Annotated in this window: 12 protein-coding genes and 1 tRNA gene; 1 reads left to right on the top strand and 12 read right to left on the bottom strand. The window is 63.3% G+C overall.

All coding sequences use genetic code 11. From position 1 onward, the window contains the following. Nucleotides 1-229: 229 nt before the first annotated feature. From ACVWY3_RS35750 to ACVWY3_RS35740, 3 genes are all read right to left on the bottom strand, one after another. Nucleotides 230-1,912: a DUF262 domain-containing protein gene (locus tag ACVWY3_RS35750; protein WP_456842647.1), complete on the bottom strand. Its 1,683-nt coding sequence runs from the start codon at nt 1,910-1,912 to the stop codon at nt 230-232. Nucleotides 1,913-2,100: 188 nt separating this feature from the next. Next, nucleotides 2,101-2,177 (bottom strand) — tRNA-His (locus tag ACVWY3_RS35745). A gap of 316 nt (nt 2,178-2,493) precedes the next feature. Continuing rightward, nucleotides 2,494-2,928 carry a phasin gene (locus tag ACVWY3_RS35740; RefSeq protein ID WP_456842646.1) on the bottom strand — a complete coding sequence of 145 codons (435 nt, stop codon included), beginning with the start codon at nt 2,926-2,928 and terminating at the stop codon, nt 2,494-2,496. 1,275 nt (nt 2,929-4,203) lie between these two features. Here ACVWY3_RS35740 and ACVWY3_RS35735 point away from each other — a divergent pair. Further along, complete coding sequence (locus tag ACVWY3_RS35735) at nt 4,204-7,605, top strand: PAS domain S-box protein (RefSeq protein ID WP_456842645.1); 3,402 nt, start codon at nt 4,204-4,206, stop codon at nt 7,603-7,605. A 93-nt stretch (nt 7,606-7,698) separates the two neighbouring features. Here ACVWY3_RS35735 and ltrA read toward each other — a convergent pair whose 3' ends face one another. The 9 genes from ltrA to ACVWY3_RS35690 form a co-directional block, all read right to left on the bottom strand. After that, entirely contained in the window at nt 7,699-9,078 is a 1,380-nt protein-coding gene (gene ltrA, locus ACVWY3_RS35730) for a group II intron reverse transcriptase/maturase (RefSeq protein ID WP_456837647.1), read from the bottom strand. 471 nt (nt 9,079-9,549) lie between these two features. Beyond that, nucleotides 9,550-10,722, bottom strand: a complete 1,173-nt coding sequence (locus ACVWY3_RS35725; protein WP_456842644.1) for a thiolase family protein — start codon at nt 10,720-10,722, stop codon at nt 9,550-9,552. A 224-nt stretch (nt 10,723-10,946) separates the two neighbouring features. Further along, nucleotides 10,947-12,536 carry a phosphoglycerate dehydrogenase gene (gene serA, locus ACVWY3_RS35720; RefSeq protein WP_456842643.1) on the bottom strand — a complete coding sequence of 530 codons (1,590 nt, stop codon included), beginning with the start codon at nt 12,534-12,536 and terminating at the stop codon, nt 10,947-10,949. 227 nt (nt 12,537-12,763) lie between these two features. After that, nucleotides 12,764-13,936 (bottom strand): phosphoserine transaminase, encoded by a 1,173-nt coding sequence (locus tag ACVWY3_RS35715; protein WP_456842642.1) that lies wholly within the window; start codon nt 13,934-13,936, stop codon nt 12,764-12,766. 79 nt (nt 13,937-14,015) lie between these two features. Further along, on the bottom strand, nt 14,016-14,222 hold the full coding sequence (locus ACVWY3_RS35710; RefSeq protein WP_235540530.1) for a hypothetical protein: 207 nt from the start codon (nt 14,220-14,222) through the stop codon (nt 14,016-14,018). A gap of 255 nt (nt 14,223-14,477) precedes the next feature. Then, nucleotides 14,478-14,942, bottom strand: coding sequence for a GNAT family N-acetyltransferase (locus ACVWY3_RS35705; protein ID WP_456842641.1), 465 nt, complete (start codon nt 14,940-14,942; stop codon nt 14,478-14,480). Between the two features lie 30 nt (nt 14,943-14,972). Further along, the gene (locus ACVWY3_RS35700; protein WP_456842640.1) at nt 14,973-15,563 is read right to left on the bottom strand and encodes a glutathione S-transferase family protein; all 591 of its coding nucleotides are present in this window, start codon (nt 15,561-15,563) and stop codon (nt 14,973-14,975) included. 74 nt (nt 15,564-15,637) lie between these two features. Continuing rightward, on the bottom strand, nt 15,638-16,522 hold the full coding sequence (locus tag ACVWY3_RS35695; RefSeq protein WP_456842639.1) for an outer membrane protein: 885 nt from the start codon (nt 16,520-16,522) through the stop codon (nt 15,638-15,640). Between the two features lie 172 nt (nt 16,523-16,694). After that, entirely contained in the window at nt 16,695-17,516 is an 822-nt protein-coding gene (locus tag ACVWY3_RS35690; protein ID WP_456842638.1) for an outer membrane protein, read from the bottom strand. Between the last annotated feature and the right edge of the window lie 439 nt (nt 17,517-17,955).

The raw sequence follows: 17,955 nt of genomic DNA, 5'->3' as shown, positions 1-17,955 counted from the left end.
AGTGTGGTCTGGCTTCCTGAGACGGCGAAGAAGTAGCCGTTAGGGAACGGCAGGAAATACGGTGAGGGTGCACAAAATTGGCGTTTGATCAGCGCTTCAGATCGCGCGCCGGATCAGTGCACTGTCACCGTAATTCTGCTCGCGCATACACTAACGACAATACTCGCTGCCGTTCTTGATACGCATTAACTTGCGCCGGTGGACAAACGGTTCGCACCTGAATGCTTAATTACCCAATTGGCCAAGTCTTAACGGCTATTTTCGCGAGTTTGCTTTGTCGTGTGTTTATTTGCTCTAGAGACCAAGCAGAAGATTTGGCGACCTCCTTGGTGATGAGAAAATTGGATTGCTGGTAGGTCTTTTTCTTGTCGGAGAAGGACGAATTTCCTGCGGCAACATTCTTCGTCGCCTGAAGAAGAACCATGTTTCCGATACGACGCTCGCATGCTGCCGCAACTTCGGGATCAACCCTCCAAGCTTGGCTGGGCGTTTTCGGCATTACGTGCTCCAGGTTGATCACGTCGGACTCTGGATTTGCAATGTATTCCGGCTCATCTTCGCCTCGCATTTTGCGATCGAGAGTTCGGAGATAGTAACGCGCCAAAAACGCCTGTGACACTCGCGCCTTCTTGAAATCCTCCTCAAATGTGGCGTCGTTCGGGATCAGGTCCTTCATCGCTGCGAGCAACTGCTTAGCTTTTGTAATTTTTCCAATTCCGATTTCGTGGGCGCATAGCGAGTAGTTGCGATCCAGAACACCGCCTCTTCCTCCTGAAATCAAAAACCGGACCGACCAGCTAACAAGCATCTTGAGTGCTTTGACAGCTTCCTCAGGAGAAAACTTCCTTGCCACGGCGAAAAGGAGGGGACGGATTTGCTCGACCTTCAAATCCTGATCGATGTTCTGCACGTATGTTCTTACGACACCCTTGTACTTATTCCATTTGCTGTGACCCGGGTTGAATAGCGCCACGTAATCGGGTGCAGCCTCATCAAGCTGCCGTAAGAAGTCTCTGGTCTTCTGGTCGCCAGAGATTTTCTTACGGATGCTGTCAGCCAGCTCTCTCTCCTTCGTGGGGCCGTGCTGCGTGATCCAAAAGTGACGTATATATGTAACAAGTAGGTCGTCGCTACCCACTGACTCTACAGCGCCGGCAATCGAGGACCATCGAGCATTGGCTTCCTCAATCTTGGTTGTCTTGCTGAAAAAGTAATTCTTCAGCAGGTCTGCTTGAGAAGCCCGAAGCCCACGATCGTTAAGCGTCTCAAACATGCGATACGTCAAAGCACTGTCGGTGACCCGCACGACTACCACCTTCGCGCTTTCGTCGAGAAAAGTGACCCAACGGACGAGAACTTCCTCGGCATCCTTGGGATTGTAGGGGGCGACTATTTTTCCGATATGCTGCCGAGCGAGTTGAGCTGCGCGCAAAATGCGATGGTTAGACTCCCTCAAGTTCTCGTGCGGCGCGACCTCGGTCCGTTCCTCGGCATCGAGAAGGACATTGTTGATGAAGAATTGCTGATCGTCAGCATTGAGGCCAAGACGCGGTTTCGTTTCATCCGTTTTCAGGTCGATCGTGCGTAGATAGTCTTGATCGATTTGCCGCGCCTTCTTTGGCTTTCCCTCTTTCTGAAAATAGTCGCGTATCGTGGCGAGTAGGATGGAGGTGGTAGCTAGACGCTGCTGACCATCAGAGACGTCCGGCACTCCTTCGCCCGTCAGGACGACCGTCCCCAGAAAATAATCGGTATCGCCGTCCTTGATCGCGCCTGAGAGATCAGTGAAAAGGTCAAGTACATGATCTTCTTCCCACGCGTACGAACGCTGATTGGGAGGCACAGTTAGACGCCCACTGCGTAACAGGGCGCCGATACCCGTGTACTCAAAACCGATTTTGCCTCCCGCCATACTGCTCCCCTTGCAACGGTTGTTGGCTGGGGATGATACTAGATCACAGCTACGGGTTGCGAGTGGACGCCGAAGAATACGAACAAGATTGAAGCGAGCACGAAGCCATGCACCAGCGATTACCTAAATTCGGTAACCCAAGCAGGTCGAACAGAGCAGGCACAGAGCTAAATTATTGAAACGGATATTGGTACAGTTGGGTGGGCTCGAACCACCGACCTCCTGTTCCACAGACAGGCGCTCTAACCAACTGAGCTACAACTGCATCCTTGCGAGCCGCGCCTTGGGGCGCCCTGGGAGGGCCGGTCACCTGAGGGGGCTGGACGGGGCGGAAACTAGGTGCAACGGCCGCTTTTGGCAAGGCCGCAAACGGACGAAAAACCAGCGGAAACCACACTCGACGCGGCGAATCTCAAGAATTCGACGGCCTGTCAGGGATCGAGGCGCCGCGTCGGCTCGTGAGACCAGAACCCCTCGCCCGGCTCGCATCTTCGATGCGATCCGACCTCTCCTCCCGACAGGTGAAGAAAAACCCGGGCCTCGCGGCCCGGGTGTCTTAAACGTGCGATCCGCCGTTTTGATCAGGCTGCGGGCTTGTAGAACTTCGAGGCGCTGGCCTTGATCGGCTCGGCGGTCTCGTTGGCGATGCGCTGGGTGAGCTCGACCAGCTCCTTGGCCTGGGCCTGGAAGGTCTCGAGCTGGGTGCGGGCGTGGCCGGTCCACAGCGTGAACGCATCCGAGGGGGACTTGGCGGCGAGCAGCTCCTGGGCGAAGTCGAGCGAGGCCGAGGTGTTGGCCTTCATGAACTCCACCAGCTTGGCGGTGTACTCGCTCGCGCCCTTGCTGGCGGTGGTGAACACGGCCTCGACGGTGCCGTTATGGGTCTCGGCGGCATCCTTGAACTTGGCGTAGTTCTCGCGGGCCTGCGACACGCCCTTCTCGGCGAACGCACGCATCTGCTCAGGAACCTCGAACGGAATGATCGAGGCAGAAAACGGATCAGTCGCACCTGTCATGTTGGTCCCTCACGCTAATGAAAAATGGAGTGAGCCTTCTGGCGCGCCCGCCGGGCCCCGATCTAGGCCACAATTCGGCGGGTACGAAAGACTGGCAACGCGAAACAATGAAGATGGCTCGCCCAGCGCCGCCACTATTGCTGCCCATCATGTCAACATTGTGCAGCGCAATGCGATGTCGGGAGCGGCGCGAAAATTTAATCTCGGAGGATGAGGTTCCCAGGTTGGGGAACCCTGGGTTGAGGTATTTTGGTGCTGATAACTAGCGAACGCCGGCCGTCCTACCCTCCCCTGGAGGGGAGGGTCGATCGCGCGAAGCGCGAGCGGGGTGGGGTGATCTCTCCACTCGGGCACCGCCTCGGAGGAGATACTGTCACCCCACCTCGGTTCGCATTGCATGCGAACCGATCCGCGGGCGAGCTACGCTCGTCCCGGACCCCTTCAGGGGAGGATGGGCAGCCGTGATGCCGGGGCAGCTCTGCTGTTCGGCAAAGTATCTCGGTCGGGTCGCCCCACGACGCGGCCTACCCTCCCCTGGAGGGGGAGGGTCGATCGCGCGAAGCGCGAGCGGGGTGGGGTGGTCTCTCCACTCGGGCACCGCCTATGAAGAGAGACTGTCACCCCACCTCGGTTCGCATTGCATGCGAACCGATCCACGGGCGAGCTACGCTCGTCCCGGACCCCTTCAGGGGAGGATGGGCACCGTTGATGCCGGGGCAGCTCTGCTGTTCGGCAAAGTATCTCGGTCGGGTCGCCCCACGACGCGGCCTACCCTCCCCTGGAGGGGGAGGGTCGATCGCGCGAAGCGCGAGCGGGGTGGGGTGATCTCTCCACTCGGGCACCGCCTCGGAGGAGATACTGTCACCCCACCTCGGTTCGCATTGCATGCGAACCGATCCACGGGCGAGCTACGCTCGTCCCGGACCCCTTCAGGGGAGGATGGGCATGCCGGCGGGGCTGACGATCTCGTCCATCGCGGATTCCTGCGCATGCAACCGGGGACGGCTTGCGGGTTCAGCCACATTAAGGTTATCGCGGCTTTAGGCTGCCCCCCACGGACCGGGGCCGTGGACCTGCCCGCGCCTGCGGGCGATACTCAGGCGCGATGAGATTGTGTCAACGCGCTTTAGGTCGTTGTTTCAGCATGATCTTTTCGGAAAACCGCTTCGCGCTTTTCCGGATCATGCTGTAACACTTTCTTAAGGCTGCCATTCCCGGCAGTCTTGGCCTTGATCTTGCCCCTGAGACAGACATGCGGGACTTAAAGCCGGTCGGATGACGAGTTCGGATTTCCAGTTGCGAGGCGTCGGCGATCCCCGGCTGGCCGTGCACGCGACCTCGCCATTGCCGAGCTGGCTCTGGTCGATCGATGGTGCCCGCGTGCTGTGGGCCAATCCGGTCGGGGCAAAATTCTTCGGCGCGGCTCACGCCGCAGCGCTGGCGGAAAAGACCTTCGGCCCGGCCGACAGCCATCGCCGCCAGGTGGCACGGCTGGCGCGGCGGCTGCCCATGGGCGGCGCTATCAGGCTGGAGCGGCTGCAAGGTTTCGGCGCAAGGCTCGGCATGCTGATGACCTGCGCCTGCGCGCGGCTCGACTTTGCCGATGGCAGCTCCGGCGTGCTTGTCACCGCGATGGACGCCGCGACGCGCATGCCGCTGACCGAGCGGCTGCATCGCCTCGTCGCCGGCGCCAAGGTGCCGATGGCGGCGTTCGCGCCCGACGGACTATTCGCCGGCGCCAGCGAAGCCGCCCGTCCCCTGCTCGGCTGCCACGATCTCTCGGAGGCCGGCCTCGCGCGAGCGCGCAGCGATGCGCTGAGATACGGCCGCGCCGAGGCGGCGATCGCTAGCGGGAAGATGGTGCTGCAACGGGTCGGCACCGGAGGGGATGTCGCGCTGGTCGCGCTGATCGCGCCGGCTGTGCAGCATGCGGCGGCGGCTGCGCGCGCGCCTGCAAGCGTGCCGGAGGCGCCGGTTCAAGCCGCGCAGCAGGCCGCCGAGATCCCGGGCGAAGCGCCGCCAGCGCAGGATGCGCCTGCCGGTATCGACCTGTTCGATGCTTTCGCGGAGCCGATCGAGACGGTGGACGATACGATCGAGACTTCGCCCGAGCCGGCTGCGCGCGAAGCGGCCGCAGAGATCGAGCCGATCCAGGACGCGGTCAAAGCGGCTGAGGAGCCCGTCCACGACTCGCAGGACAACGCGGCCAAAACTCCGGTTGAAAACCACCCCGCAGCCATTGTGCCGCCCCAAGCCGCGCCGATCACATCAGTCATGGGCGAGTCGCCGTCACCAGCGTCACCGCGCCAGCATCCGCTGCGCTTCCTGTGGCAGATGGATGCAGAAGGCCGCTTTGTGCTCGGCTCGGACGAATTCATCCGCCTGATGGGCGCGCACACCGCCGCAGCCTTCGGCCGGCCCTGGCGCGAGATCGCGGAAGAATTCTCGCTCGATCCGGAGGGCCGCGTCGCGCAGGCGCTGGCGAGCCACGACACCTGGGCCGGCATCACCGTGAACTGGCCGGCCGATGGCGGCGAGCATATTCCGGTCGAGCTTGCGGGCCTGCCGATCTACGACCGCGACCGCAACTTTGCCGGCTTCCGGGGCTTCGGCGTCTGCCGCGATCTCGACGGCCTCAACCGGCTCGATGCGCTGCGCCGCTTCGAGCTGCTCGTCGAACCAATGGCGCCGCGCGAGGCGCCCGCCGATGCCGCCGCGGCTGAGGCCGAGCCTGAGATCGAGCCCGAAGCAGCCGCGCCGCCGCCGATCGAGCCGCCCGCACCTGAGCCTGAACCTACGCCTGAGCCTGTCGCCGAACTGCCCGATCCCACCCCCGACGCGAATTCACATCCAACCGATCCGGAAATGCCAGTGGAAACGCCCTCGGAAATTCCCTCGGAAACTCGCTTGGAAACTCCTTTGGAAACCCCGCCCAATGTCGTGCCGTTCCGCCCGCCCGGCGACGCCAGATCGCCGACGCTGACGCCGGTCGAGAACAGCGCGTTCAACGAGCTCGCGAGGCAACTCTCCGAGCGGCTCGAACGCGAGCGCGAGGCGCTCGGTGCGGCCGAGCCGCCGGCCGCCGAGATCGCGCAGCCGTTCGCCGAGCCCGAGGCGCCGCACGCGCCGGCGCAATGGCTGCGCGAGCCCGCGCCGCCCGCGTACGGCCACAGCATGCGTGACCGCGCGCTGCTCGACCTCGTGCCGACGGGCATTTTGATCTACCGCCTCGACCGCCTTCTCTATGCCAACCCCGCCTTCCTCGCGCGCATGGGCTACACCAGTATCCACGCGCTGGAGGAGGCCGGCGGGCTCGATGCGCTCTATGTCGAGCCGGGCGTGTCCGCGGCGAGCAGCACCTCGCAAGCCGGCACGCCGGTGACAATCAGCGCGGCGATCGCCAATGGCGAGGCGCCGCTTGCGACCACCGAAGCGCATCTGCACACGATCGACTGGGACGGCGACAGCGCGCATGCGCTGATCTGCGCCCTGCCGCAGGCCGCCATCGCGCCTGTCGTCGCCGAGCAGGTCGCGACGGTCCCGGTCGAGCCGGAGCCCGAAGCAGGCGATGCCGACGCAGAAGATCTCGCCGCGATCCTCGACACTACGGCCGAGGGCATCGTCATGTTCGATGCCGAAGGCAACATCCACGCCTGCAACCGCAGCGCCGAGGCGCTGTTCGGCTATGACGGCGCGGCGCTGCTCGAGCAGAACCTCGTCAGCCTGTTCGCGCCCGAGAGCCAGCAGGTCGTGATCGACTATCTCCAAAGCCTCAAGAGCCAGGACATTTCGAGCCTGCTCGACCACGGCCGCGAGGTGCTGGGCCGCGAGAAGAAGGGCGGCGTCATTCCGCTCGCGATGATCATGGGCCGCACGCGGCCGGACGGGCCGAACTTCTTCGCCGTGTTCCGCGACCTCTCGCACGCCAAGAAGGGCGAGAGCGAGTTGACGCAGGCGCGCCGCCTCGTCGACGGCGCGGCCAACGCCAAGGCCGACCTGCTGGCGCGGATCAGCCACGAGATCCGCACCCCGCTCAACGCCATCATCGGCTTTGCCGAGGTGATGATCTCCGAGCGCTTCGGCGCGCTCGGCAACGAGCGCTACGGCGAATACCTGAAGGACATCCGCGCCTCCGGCGAGCGCGTCATCGCCATCATCGACGATCTGCTGGAGCTGTCGCGGATCGAGACCGGCAAGCTCGATCTCAATTTCGCCAACCTCAACCTCAACGACCTCGTCGAGGCCTGCGTCGTGGTGATGCAGCCGCAGGCCAACCGCGAGCGCATCATCATCCGCACCTCGCTCGGCCATGCGCTGCCGCAGGTCACAGTCGATGCGCGCGCGATGCGGCAGATCACCATGAACCTGATCTCGAACTCGATCCGCCTTGCCAGCGCCGGCGGCCAGGTGATCGTCTCCACCGCGATGACCGACCGCGGCGAGATTGCGCTCCGCATCCGCGACACCGGCCACGGTCTCTCCGAGCGCGAGCTCGCCGCCGCGATGGAGCCGTTCCGCACGCCGCCGCCCGGCGACGCCGCCGACAGTTCCGCGCTCAGCCTGTCGCTGACGAAAGCGCTGGTCGAAGCCAACCGCGCCCGCTTCAATATCAAGAGTGCCGGCAGCTCGGGCACGCTGATCGAAGTCGTGTTCACGCCGCTGGCGGCGGGGGCGTAGGAAGTACCACCCAATCGGGATAGGGGGGAGTCTCGCGACTCCTCCCCTCCCACACCACCGTACATACGGGTCCGTATACGGCGGTTCGGCGGATTATGCAGGCCACTGTCCCGTGACGGAAGCCAAGCCGAGCGAAGCGAAGAAGCTGTTTGGCAGAGCAATGGCGAGCGCGGGGCTGTTCGCGAGCCGCCAAGGGCCATGCGGGGCGCCGGCAGTTTGCGCTGCCAGATCCCGGCCGACGCCACGGCGTCGCAGCTCGGCGAAGCGAGCGGGTCCATACTTCCATTGCTTCCAGACGACGGCGCGCAGCCGCCGCCTGATCCACCGGTCAAGCACGCGCAACACCGACGGGGTTTGGCAGAAGCCGAAGTAGCCGCGCCACCCGATCAGGTAGGCTGACAGCTCCTTGGTAATCTGCACGAGGCTTCGACCGCACGTGCGTCGCGTCAGCTCCAGAACTTTTACCTTGAAGCGGGCGAGCGCCTGCGGCGCGATGCGCCGTCGCGGTGGTTCACTTCCGCCGGTAAAGCTGAAGCCCAGGAACTTGCGAACGCTCGGTTTGGCGACCGCACTCTTGGCCTTGTTGATCTTGAGCTTGAGGTGCTTTTCGAGGAACCGTTCGAGGCCGGCCAACACCCGCTCGCCCGCCTTCTGACTGCGTACATAGATATTGCAGTCGTCGGCGTAGCGCACGAAGCGATGGCCGCGTTTCTCCAGTTCCTTGTCCAGCACATCCAGCATCAGGTTCGACAACAGCGGCGAGAGCGGTCCGCCTTGCGGCGTACCCTCCTCCGTCGGGCTGACCAGCCCTGCCTCCATCACACCCGCAGTCAAGAAGCCACGGATGAGCTTGAGGAGGCGCTTGTCAGCGACCCGTTTGGCAATGAGCCCCATCAGGATGTCGTGGTTGACCCGGTCGAAGAACTTTTCCAGATCGATGTCGACGACGACGGCGTAACCGGATGCGATGTAGGTCTGCGCCCGTTCCACCGCCTGATGCGCCGAGCGGGTCGGCCGGAAGCCGAAGCTCGCCTCGGAGAACGTTCCGTCCCAATCTGCCTGCAACACCTGCATCACCGCCTGCTGGATGAAGCGGTCGAGCACCGTCGGGATGCCGAGCGGCCGCAGGCCGCCCGACGCCTTCGGTATCTCCACCCGCCGCACCGGCTGTGGCTTATAGGTGCCGTCAAGCAACTGGGCGCGGATCGTGAGCCAGTGCTCCTTCAGATAGGCCGATAGCTCGCCGACGGTCATCCCATCGACGCCTGCCGCACCCTTGTTGCGCTTCACTTGCGCCAATGCTGCTTGCAGATTCTCACGCTCGACGACTACTTCCATCGACGGTCCTGCGACCGCCGGGCGTTCGAGGCTGGCTCTCACCGCGCTTGCTTCGGTCTCTCCGGCGGCGGAGCTTGCGGCTTCACCGCCTGCTCCGGTGCCCAAGTTCAGTTCGACCTGATTCTTCTGCCGCATGGCTCGCGCGAGATCGTTGCTCTACTAACCACTTCCACCGTTCGGGCCTTCGGCGGCACACGCCACCTACTATGCCCTCAGCTGACTTCTGCGCTGCGGTCGGGCCGCCTTACGACGACCTCAGTCCCGTTGCCGGGACACAACGCAGACCTCCCGAGGTAAGACCGACCGCCTTCACCGCGCGCCCGCCGAATTTACCACCCCGACCCTTGATGACCCTGGACTTCGCGATCAGTTGCTCGCTCGTCCGGCCGGGTAGGCCTCGTTATCCGGTGTTTGTCCATCGGGCCGCGGCTTTGCTCCACGCTTTCTTCAGACCCCACCTCGCGGTGACGCCCTTGCGCTTCGCTAATCCTTCGCCGCCATCAGGCTGGATAGAGGACTTCCACCTCCAAGCTGTCGTTCATACTCGGCACACAACAAAAAGGGCACGGCTCACACCGTGCCCTTTCGCATTCATATCGCGCGATCTCAGCTGTAGATCTCGAACAGCCCCGCGCCGCCCTGGCCGCCGCCGATGCACATGGTGACGACGCCCCACTTCGCCTTGCGGCGGGCGCCTTCCTGGAGGAGATGGCCGGTGAGCCGGGCGCCGGTCATGCCGAAGGGATGGCCGATCGCGATCGAGCCGCCGTTGACGTTGTACTTGGCCGGATCGATCTCGAGCTTGTCGCGGCAATAGAGGCACTGGCTCGCGAAGGCCTCGTTGAGCTCCCACAGATCGATGTCGTCGATCTTGAGGCCGGTGCGCTTCAAGAGCTTCGGGATCGCGAACACCGGGCCGATGCCCATCTCGTCGGGCTCGCAGCCGGCGGTCGCCCAGGCGACGAAGCGGCCGAGCGGCTTGAGGCCGCGCTTCTCGGCGTCCTTGGCTTCCATCAGCACCACGGCGGCAGCACCGTCAGAGAGCTGGCTGGCGTTGCCGGCGGTGACGAACTTGCCGGGGCCCTTGACCGGCTCGAGCTTTGCAAGGCCTTGCATCGTGGTGTCAGGCCGGTTGCATTCGTCGCGGTCGACGACGTAGTCGACGATGCTCTCGGCCTTGGTCTGCTTGTCGACGACCTTCATCCTGGTCTTCATCGGGACGATCTCGTCCTTGAACTTGTTCGCCTGCTGCGCCGCCGCCATGCGGCGCTGCGATTCCAGCGAGAACTCGTCCTGGTATTCGCGGCTGACCTTGTAGCGCTCGGCGACGATGTCGGCGGTATCGATCATCGCCATGAAGATGTCGGGCGCGACCTTCAGCAGCTCCGGATCGATCGATTCCTTCGGCGAGCCGCCGCCGGGGATCGAGATGCTCTCGACGCCGCCGGCCACGATGCAGTCGGCGCCGTCCGAGCGGATCGAGTTGGCGGCCATCGCGATGGTCTGCAGCCCCGAGGAGCAGAACCGGTTCACCGAGACGCCGGCGGTGGTCTTCGGCAGACCTGCGAGCAGCGCGGCCTGACGGCCGATGTTCGGCGCGCCATGGGCGCAATTGCCGAGATAGCAGTCCTCGACATAATCCTTCTCGACGCCGGCGCGGTCGACCGCGTGATGGATGGCGTGGGCCGCCAGCGACATCGGCGGCGTGATGTTGAACCCGCCGCGGCCGGATTTCGCGAGGCCCGTGCGTGCATAGGAAACGATAACGGCTTCACGCATTGTTTTCTCCCTTGTCGAACGTCTGATACGGAGCGTCCTGGCGCCATTGGTACACTGAGATAGCCGGCTGCGGAAAACAAAAACGCCGCCTCCGATGAAGGAGACGGCGTTGTTCCGTGGGTCGGAATATATGATCCTCGTCATTCCGGGGCGATGCGCGAGCATCGAACCCGGAATCTCGAGATTCCGGGTTCTCGCTTCGCGAGCCCCGGAATGACGGTGGGTCAGAACGTCAGCGCCTTGGCCTGCTTGACCTGCGGCAGGGCCTGCACCTTGGCGAGAAGGTCCGCCGGCACTGCGCCGTCGACCTCGACCAGCGCGATGGCATCGCTGCCGGGCGCGACGCGGCCGAGATGGAAGGTCGCGATATTGATCTTGGCGTCGCCGAGCAGGCTTGCGAACCTGCCGATGAAGCCCGGCTTGTCCTCGTTGGTGATGTAGATCATCGACTTGCCGAACTCGGCATCGATGCGGATGCCCTTGACATCGACGAGGCGCGGCTTGCCGTCATGGTACACGGTGCCGGACACCGAGCGCTCCTGGCGTTCGGTAGCGACGGTGACGGTGATCAGGCTCTCATAGTCGCTCTGCGCGGCGCGCACGATCTCGTCGACGATCATGCCGCGCTCCTTGGCGACCACGGGTGCCGACACCACGTTGACCTCGCCCAGCATCGGCCGCAACAGGCCCGACAGCACGGCCGAGGTGATCGCCTTGATCTTCATCTCGGCGACGTGGCCCTCATAGGTGATCTCGACCTTGCGGATGCCGGACTCGGTGAGCTGGCCGGCGAACGAGCCGAGCTTCCCGGCGAGCGCGATGAAGGGCTTGAGCTTCGGCGCCTCTTCCGCCGTGATCGAGGGAAAGTTGACCGCGTTCGAGATCGCGCCGGTGAGCAGATAGTCCGACATCTGCTCGGCGACCTGCAGCGCGACGTTCTCCTGCGCTTCCGTGGTGGAGGCGCCGAGATGCGGCGTGCAGATCACGTTGGGATGGCCGAACAGCACGTTCGAGGTCGCGGGCTCCTCGACGAAGACGTCGAAGGCGGCGCCGGCGATGTGCTTGGAGTTGAGCGCATCGACCACCGCCTGCTCGTCGACGAGGCCGCCGCGGGCGCAGTTGATCAGGCGCACGCCCTTCTTCATCTTGGCGATCGCGGCCGCGTCGATGATGTTCTTCGTCTTCTCGGTCAGCGGCGTGTGCAGCGTGATGAAGTCGGCGCGCTTCAAGAGGTCGTCGAGCTCGACCTTCTCGACGCCGATGTCCTTGGCGCGCTCCGGCGACAGGAACGGGTCGAACGCGATCACCTTCATGCGCAGGCCGAGCGCGCGGTCGGCGACGATCGAGCCGATATTGCCGCAGCCGATCACGCCGAGCACCTTGCCGGTGATCTCGACGCCCATGAAGCGGTTCTTCTCCCACTTGCCGGCCTGGGTGGAAGCATCGGCCTGCGGGATCTCGCGGGCGAGCGCGAGCATCAGAGTAATCGCGTGCTCGGCGGTCGTGATCGAATTGCCGAACGGCGTGTTCATCACGATGATGCCCTTGGCCGTCGCGGCGGGGATGTCGACATTGTCGACGCCGATGCCGGCGCGGCCGATCACCTTGAGGTTGGTGGCCTTCTCCAGGATCTTTGCGGTCGCTTTCGTCGCGGAGCGGATCGCAAGGCCATCGTAATTGCCGATGATCTCGGCGAGCTTGTCCTTGTCCTTGCCGAGGTTGGGCTGGAAGTCGACCTCGACGCCGCGGTCCTTGAAGATCTGGACGGCGGCGGGAGACAGAGCGTCGGAAATGAGAACTTTGGGTTTGCTCATGGGGATCTGTCCTTCACACCCTCCCCTGGAGGGGGAGGGTCGGCGCGAAGCGCCGGGGTGGGGTGAAGCTGCAACAAAGAAAATTGCCGGTGCGCCGCGTGGAGAGATCACCCCACCCCGCCGCACCTGCTTGTTTGAGCATGATCTTGTCGGAAAACCGGGGACCCACTTTTCCGGATCATGCTCGCCGGTGCGTCGACCCTCCCCCTCCAGGGGAGGGTAAGAACTTAGGCCGCCTTGGCGAGCTGCGCCTTGGTCTCGGCAAAGGCCCAGTCGATCCACTGCGTCAGCAGCTCGACGTCCTTGGCCTCCACCGTGGCGCCGCACCAGATGCGCAGGCCCGCCGGCGCATCGCGGTAATAGGCGAAATCGTAGCCGGCGCCTTCCTTCTCGACCAGGGCGACCAGCTTCTTGGAGAACTCCGCCTGCGCGTCGTCGGAGAGCGAGGTGATCGCGGGATCGGTGAACTTCAGGCACACCGAGGTATTGGAGCGGATCGACGCGTCCTTGGCGAGGAAGTCGATCCACGGCGTCTTCGCCTTCCAGTCGGCCAGCACCTTGGTGTTGGCGTCGGCGCGGGCGATCAGCGCCTTGAGGCCGCCGATCGACTTGGCCCAGTTCAGCGCATCGAGATAGTCCTCGACGCAGAGCATCGACGGCGTGTTTATGGTCTCGCCGACGAAAATGCCTTCGTTGAGCTTGCCGCCCTTGGTCATGCGGAAGATCTTCGGCAGCGGCCAGGCCGGCTTGTAGGTCTCGAGCCGTTCAACGGCACGCGGCGAGAGGATCAGCATGCCGTGCGCGGCTTCGCCGCCGAGCGCCTTCTGCCAGGAGAAGGTGACGACGTCGAGCTTGGGCCAGTCGAGGGCTTGCGCGAACGCGGCCGAGGTCGCATCGCAGATGGTCAGGCCTTCGCGGGTCGCGCTGATCCAGCCCGCGTTCGGCACGCGCACGCCCGAGGTGGTGCCGTTCCAGGTGAAGACGACGTCGCTCGCGGGGTCCACCTTGGAGAGGTCGGGGATCTCACCGTAAGCAGCGTTGAGCTTGGTGACGTCCTTGAGCTTCAATTCCTTGACGATGTCGCTGACCCAGCCCTCGCCGAAGGATTCCCAGGCGAGCGTGGTGACGGGCCGTGCACCAAGCAGCGACCACAGCGCCATCTCGACCGCGCCGGTATCGGACGCGGGCACGATGCCGATGCGATAATCGGCGGGGACTTCAAGCACTTCGCGCGTCAGATCGATCGCGAGCTTGAGCTTGGTCTTGCCGACCTTCGCGCGATGCGAACGGCCGAGCGCTGCGTCCTTGAGATTTTGGGCATTCCAGCCGGGGCGCTTGGCGCAGGGGCCGGAGGAGAAATGCGGCACGGTCGGCCGTGAAGCGGGCTTCGCTACAGTCATGATCTACCCTTCCAGATAGTAAGCCTCCCGTTGGGGGGAGGTGTCCCGCCGCGGCTGATACGGGAATCGGGCAGACCAGTCAAGAAAGTTCCGGCGGCTCACGGCGGAGTGATGGCGGCTCGGCTGCGATATCGGGCGATTCAACCGGCGTGAGCGCATTCAGCAAGTCCGTGGCCTCGCTGATCAATTGCGCGGCCCGGCGGCGACTGCCGACTTTCAAAATGCACTTGTCATTGGCCTGCACAACGTAGCCGTTGCCGACCTTGATCATGGAATAGCTTGTCATCGAAATCCCCGAACCGACCGAGCCCGGTGTCCGACGTTGCGTAGCACCGTTCGTTCCTGCTTCCACATGAACGACGGGCGGGTAGTTTATCAGCTCTTAAGATGAACGAATGCGCGATCCGATTTGGTAGCTTGCACAACGTCTGCGGCCGGAGCTCCATTCCGATACAATCGACATGGGACTCTGGATTTTTGTATTGACGCGTTTTCTTTACGCGAACCGCTATCCACTTCGCTCGAAAACGCTCCTGGCGCCTCAAAAGCGGACGGTCATGCCGACATGGCTCGCTGCAAATCCCAGCCGCTTGTAGAAGCGCTGCGCATCGACGCGCGTCTGATGCGTCAGCAGCTCGACCAGATTGCAGCCGCGCGCTTTGGCTTCCGCGACGGCCCATTGCACCAATTGCTCGCCGATGCCACGGCTGCGACAATCGGTGGCAACACGCACGTCCTCAAGCAGGCCACGAATGCCGCCTTGCGAGCTGATGCCTGCGAGCACCGCAAGTTGCAGGCAGCCGACCACCCTGCCCTCGCTCTCGGCGACGACGAGCGAGAGATTGGAATCGCGCGCGACGCGCTCGAACGCTTCGTAGTAGACGGCGGGCAGCGGATCCTCGACGCGCTCGCGGGCGCGGCCGAGATGATCGTCGGCGAGCATCGCCACGATCGCGGGAACATCCTCGCGGCGCGCGGGGCGAATCGAGACGGACTTATCGTTCATACCGGAAACTCCAAAACTCGGGCGATGGGCTCAGCGCGCCGGCGGCAGACCGAGCGAGGCCTCGGCCTCGCCGATCCAGCGGCGGATGGCCGCATAGCGAGCGAGATCGAAGCCGCCTTCATGCGCGAGGCGCGTATAAGCGAGCAGCGACACGTCGGCGAGCGAGATCGCATCGCCTGCGAAGAAACGGCTTGCTGCCAGATGTTGCTCCATGCGGTCGAGCGCCGCATAGCCGCGCTTGACCTTCTCAGGGTCGAGCTCCGAGGCAGCCTTGCCGAGATAGACGATGAGGAAACGGCACACCGCGATATAGGGCTCGTGGCTGTATTGCTCCCAGAACAGCCATTCGTCCATCTTGGCCGCGGCAAAGGCGTCACGCGGGATCAGCGCGCTGTCGCCGGCGAGATAGCGGATGATGGCGTTGGACTGCGCCAGCGTGCGGCCGTCTTCGAAGGCGACGGTTGGCACCTGACCGGCGCCGTTCATCGCCAAGAACTGCGCCGTGCGCGTCTCGCCCTTGCGCGTGTCGATCTCGATCCATTGATAGGGCAGTGCGAGATGATCACAGACCCACTTCACCTTCAGACAATTGCCGGAATTGCTGTCGCCGTAGATCTTCATCGCCTCGCCCCGCGTTGAGGCGACAGAGCATCAGGACGATGCGGGGCTGTCAACCGCGATGCAGCGATGCTGTGTCAGAACTTGTAGCCGAGCCCGACGCGTGCATTGTTCAGCGTCACCGAGGTGTTCATGACCGGCGAGAATTTCACATATTCGTATTCGACGCGCGCGAACAGACCGTTCCAGATGCAGTATTCGACGCCAAGGCCGGCAGTCCAGCCCACCGCGAAGGCGTTGGTCCGGCGCTGGCTCTGCGTCTGGGACTGCGCGGGAACGGGGTTCGGTCCGTTCGTGACGATCGTCGTGACGCCAGCGACCGTCGTCGTCATCACCTGGGTCAACGTCACGTCGCTTGTCACGGTACGCGATACGTCCATGCGACCGACGGCAGCGCCAGCGAACGCGTATGGCATGAAATCGCCGCCATCCCAGCCCACGCGGCCGCGGAGCGCAATCATGTCCTTGACCTGTGCCGCGGCGGTACCAGTCAACTTTACGTTCCAATGATCGGTCACGTTGTCGGGGTGAATGTCACCGGGGGGATTGATGATATCGAGTTGATTGGAGCCGCTGGTCTGCGTGTAGAGATTGTTGAAGTGACTGTAGGTGCCCTCGAGACCGAGAATGGCATCGTACCATTGCCAGTTGCGGCCGACGAAGGCGCCGAAATTCGTGCTCTGCGTGTTGGTCTTGTTCATCAGCGACCAATTCGCGGTCGGCTGCTGCAGCACGCTGTCGCGGAAGATGTAGTTGGTCAGGCCAACCACGCTCTGGCTGAAATCGGTCGCATCAGCCGTGTAGCCGCCGTTGACGCCGAAATAGGCGCCATCCCAATTACGGGACGTCTTGGACAGGCCGTCGGTGAAGCCGCCGCGCAGGACGGGCAGATCCGGCATGTCGGCCGCGTGTGCGGCGGACATCGATCCGAACACCGCCGCCACCAACCAAAGCCTACGCATCGCAACGCTCCATCGAACTCTCGAACTGTTGCGATGATCATGGCTCGTTAACCTTAACCAATGGTTGCGTCCGGCGCGATTTCGTCGCCGTTGCGCCATGAAAAACCCGCAAAGCAAAACGGCGCGGGATGGCCCCGCGCCGTTAAGAGACGTTAAGCGATGGGCTAGAAGATCAGCCCTTGGTGACGAGCGGCGGCGTTGCGTAGACCGGCGGGCTGTCGAGATTCCAGCGCACGCCGAACTTCAAGTCATGCGATGTGATGTCCTTGAACTGCATGGTCCGGCCGCGGGTGAAGCCGGTGAAGTCGGTAAGAGCGCCGGTGACGCCGTCTCCGAGATCCACATAGCGATAAGCCAGTTCGAGCGTCAGGCTCGGGTTGACCTTGTAAGCAAGACCGGCATGCGCGGCCCATGCGAAATTCCACTTCGAAGCGTTGGGCGCGTACGCAACACCAGCGTTCGGCGTGTTGATATCCTGGAAGTTCGAAATCGTGTTGCGCGACGTACCAACACCGGCGCCGATGAACGGGGTAATGCACCACCAAGTGCCGAGATCGACGTACGCGTTGGCGAGGATCAGCCATTCCGACTTGCTGCCGTGATACTCATCGGTGAACGCGGGAGCGCCGTTGAAGTTGACGAGATCGAGCCCATGCAGATTAGCGTTGCTGCGATACTCACCCGTCACGTCGGCGCGGAACCAATTGTTGAACCGGTAGCCGGCGCCGAGACCGAAGATGCCCGCCGAGTCGAAGCCGAGGCCCTGCGTCGATGCAACGGAGATACCGGGATCCACGAAGCTCGGGGTGAGCTTGTTCACCTTCTGATTGCTGATGCCGATGTCACCGCGCAGATACCAGCCGCCGAAGTCGGCGGGCGGAGCCGGCGGCGCGTACATGGGGGGCGGTGCCGCGATCGGCATGTCGGCGGCAAACGCCACCGAGGAGATCAGGGTTGCCGCACCCGCGGCAAGGAGAGACTTAACGCTACGCATTGGCTTCGTCCTTATGGCCGGTGAGGCAAAATGCAGACGCCCCACGTTCTGGAAACTCGCGACCCGGACGATGGCAGCAAATGCTTAAGCGCCACTTAACCCTAATTTTTAAGGTTGATTTTTTCTGAGTGCACACACGGACGCGGCGCGAGCGTTGCAGAAATGCAGCAGCCCGGGCGGCGCAATTGCTAACGATCGATGAAGGAGTGTTGCGACGAAACAGGATCTGTTAACGCGCGCCGCGGCAGCGGGGCGTGCATGGTTCGAGACGCCTCCTTCAACGGGCTCCCTACCATGAGGATCCAGGGTCTCGCCTGGAAACAGGAATCGTAAGGGGCAAAGGCGCGCTGCGCCGTGGCCACCACCTATTCATTGCGGCGACAGAAGCGTGGGCACGCTGTCGCTTTGCCCACCCAACGATAGTGCCCGTGAGGTGAGA

The organism is Bradyrhizobium sp. USDA 4486 (assembly GCF_054057995.1).
Note: the sequence above shows the minus strand (reverse complement) of the source record. Positions and strands in the feature narration are given on the sequence as shown.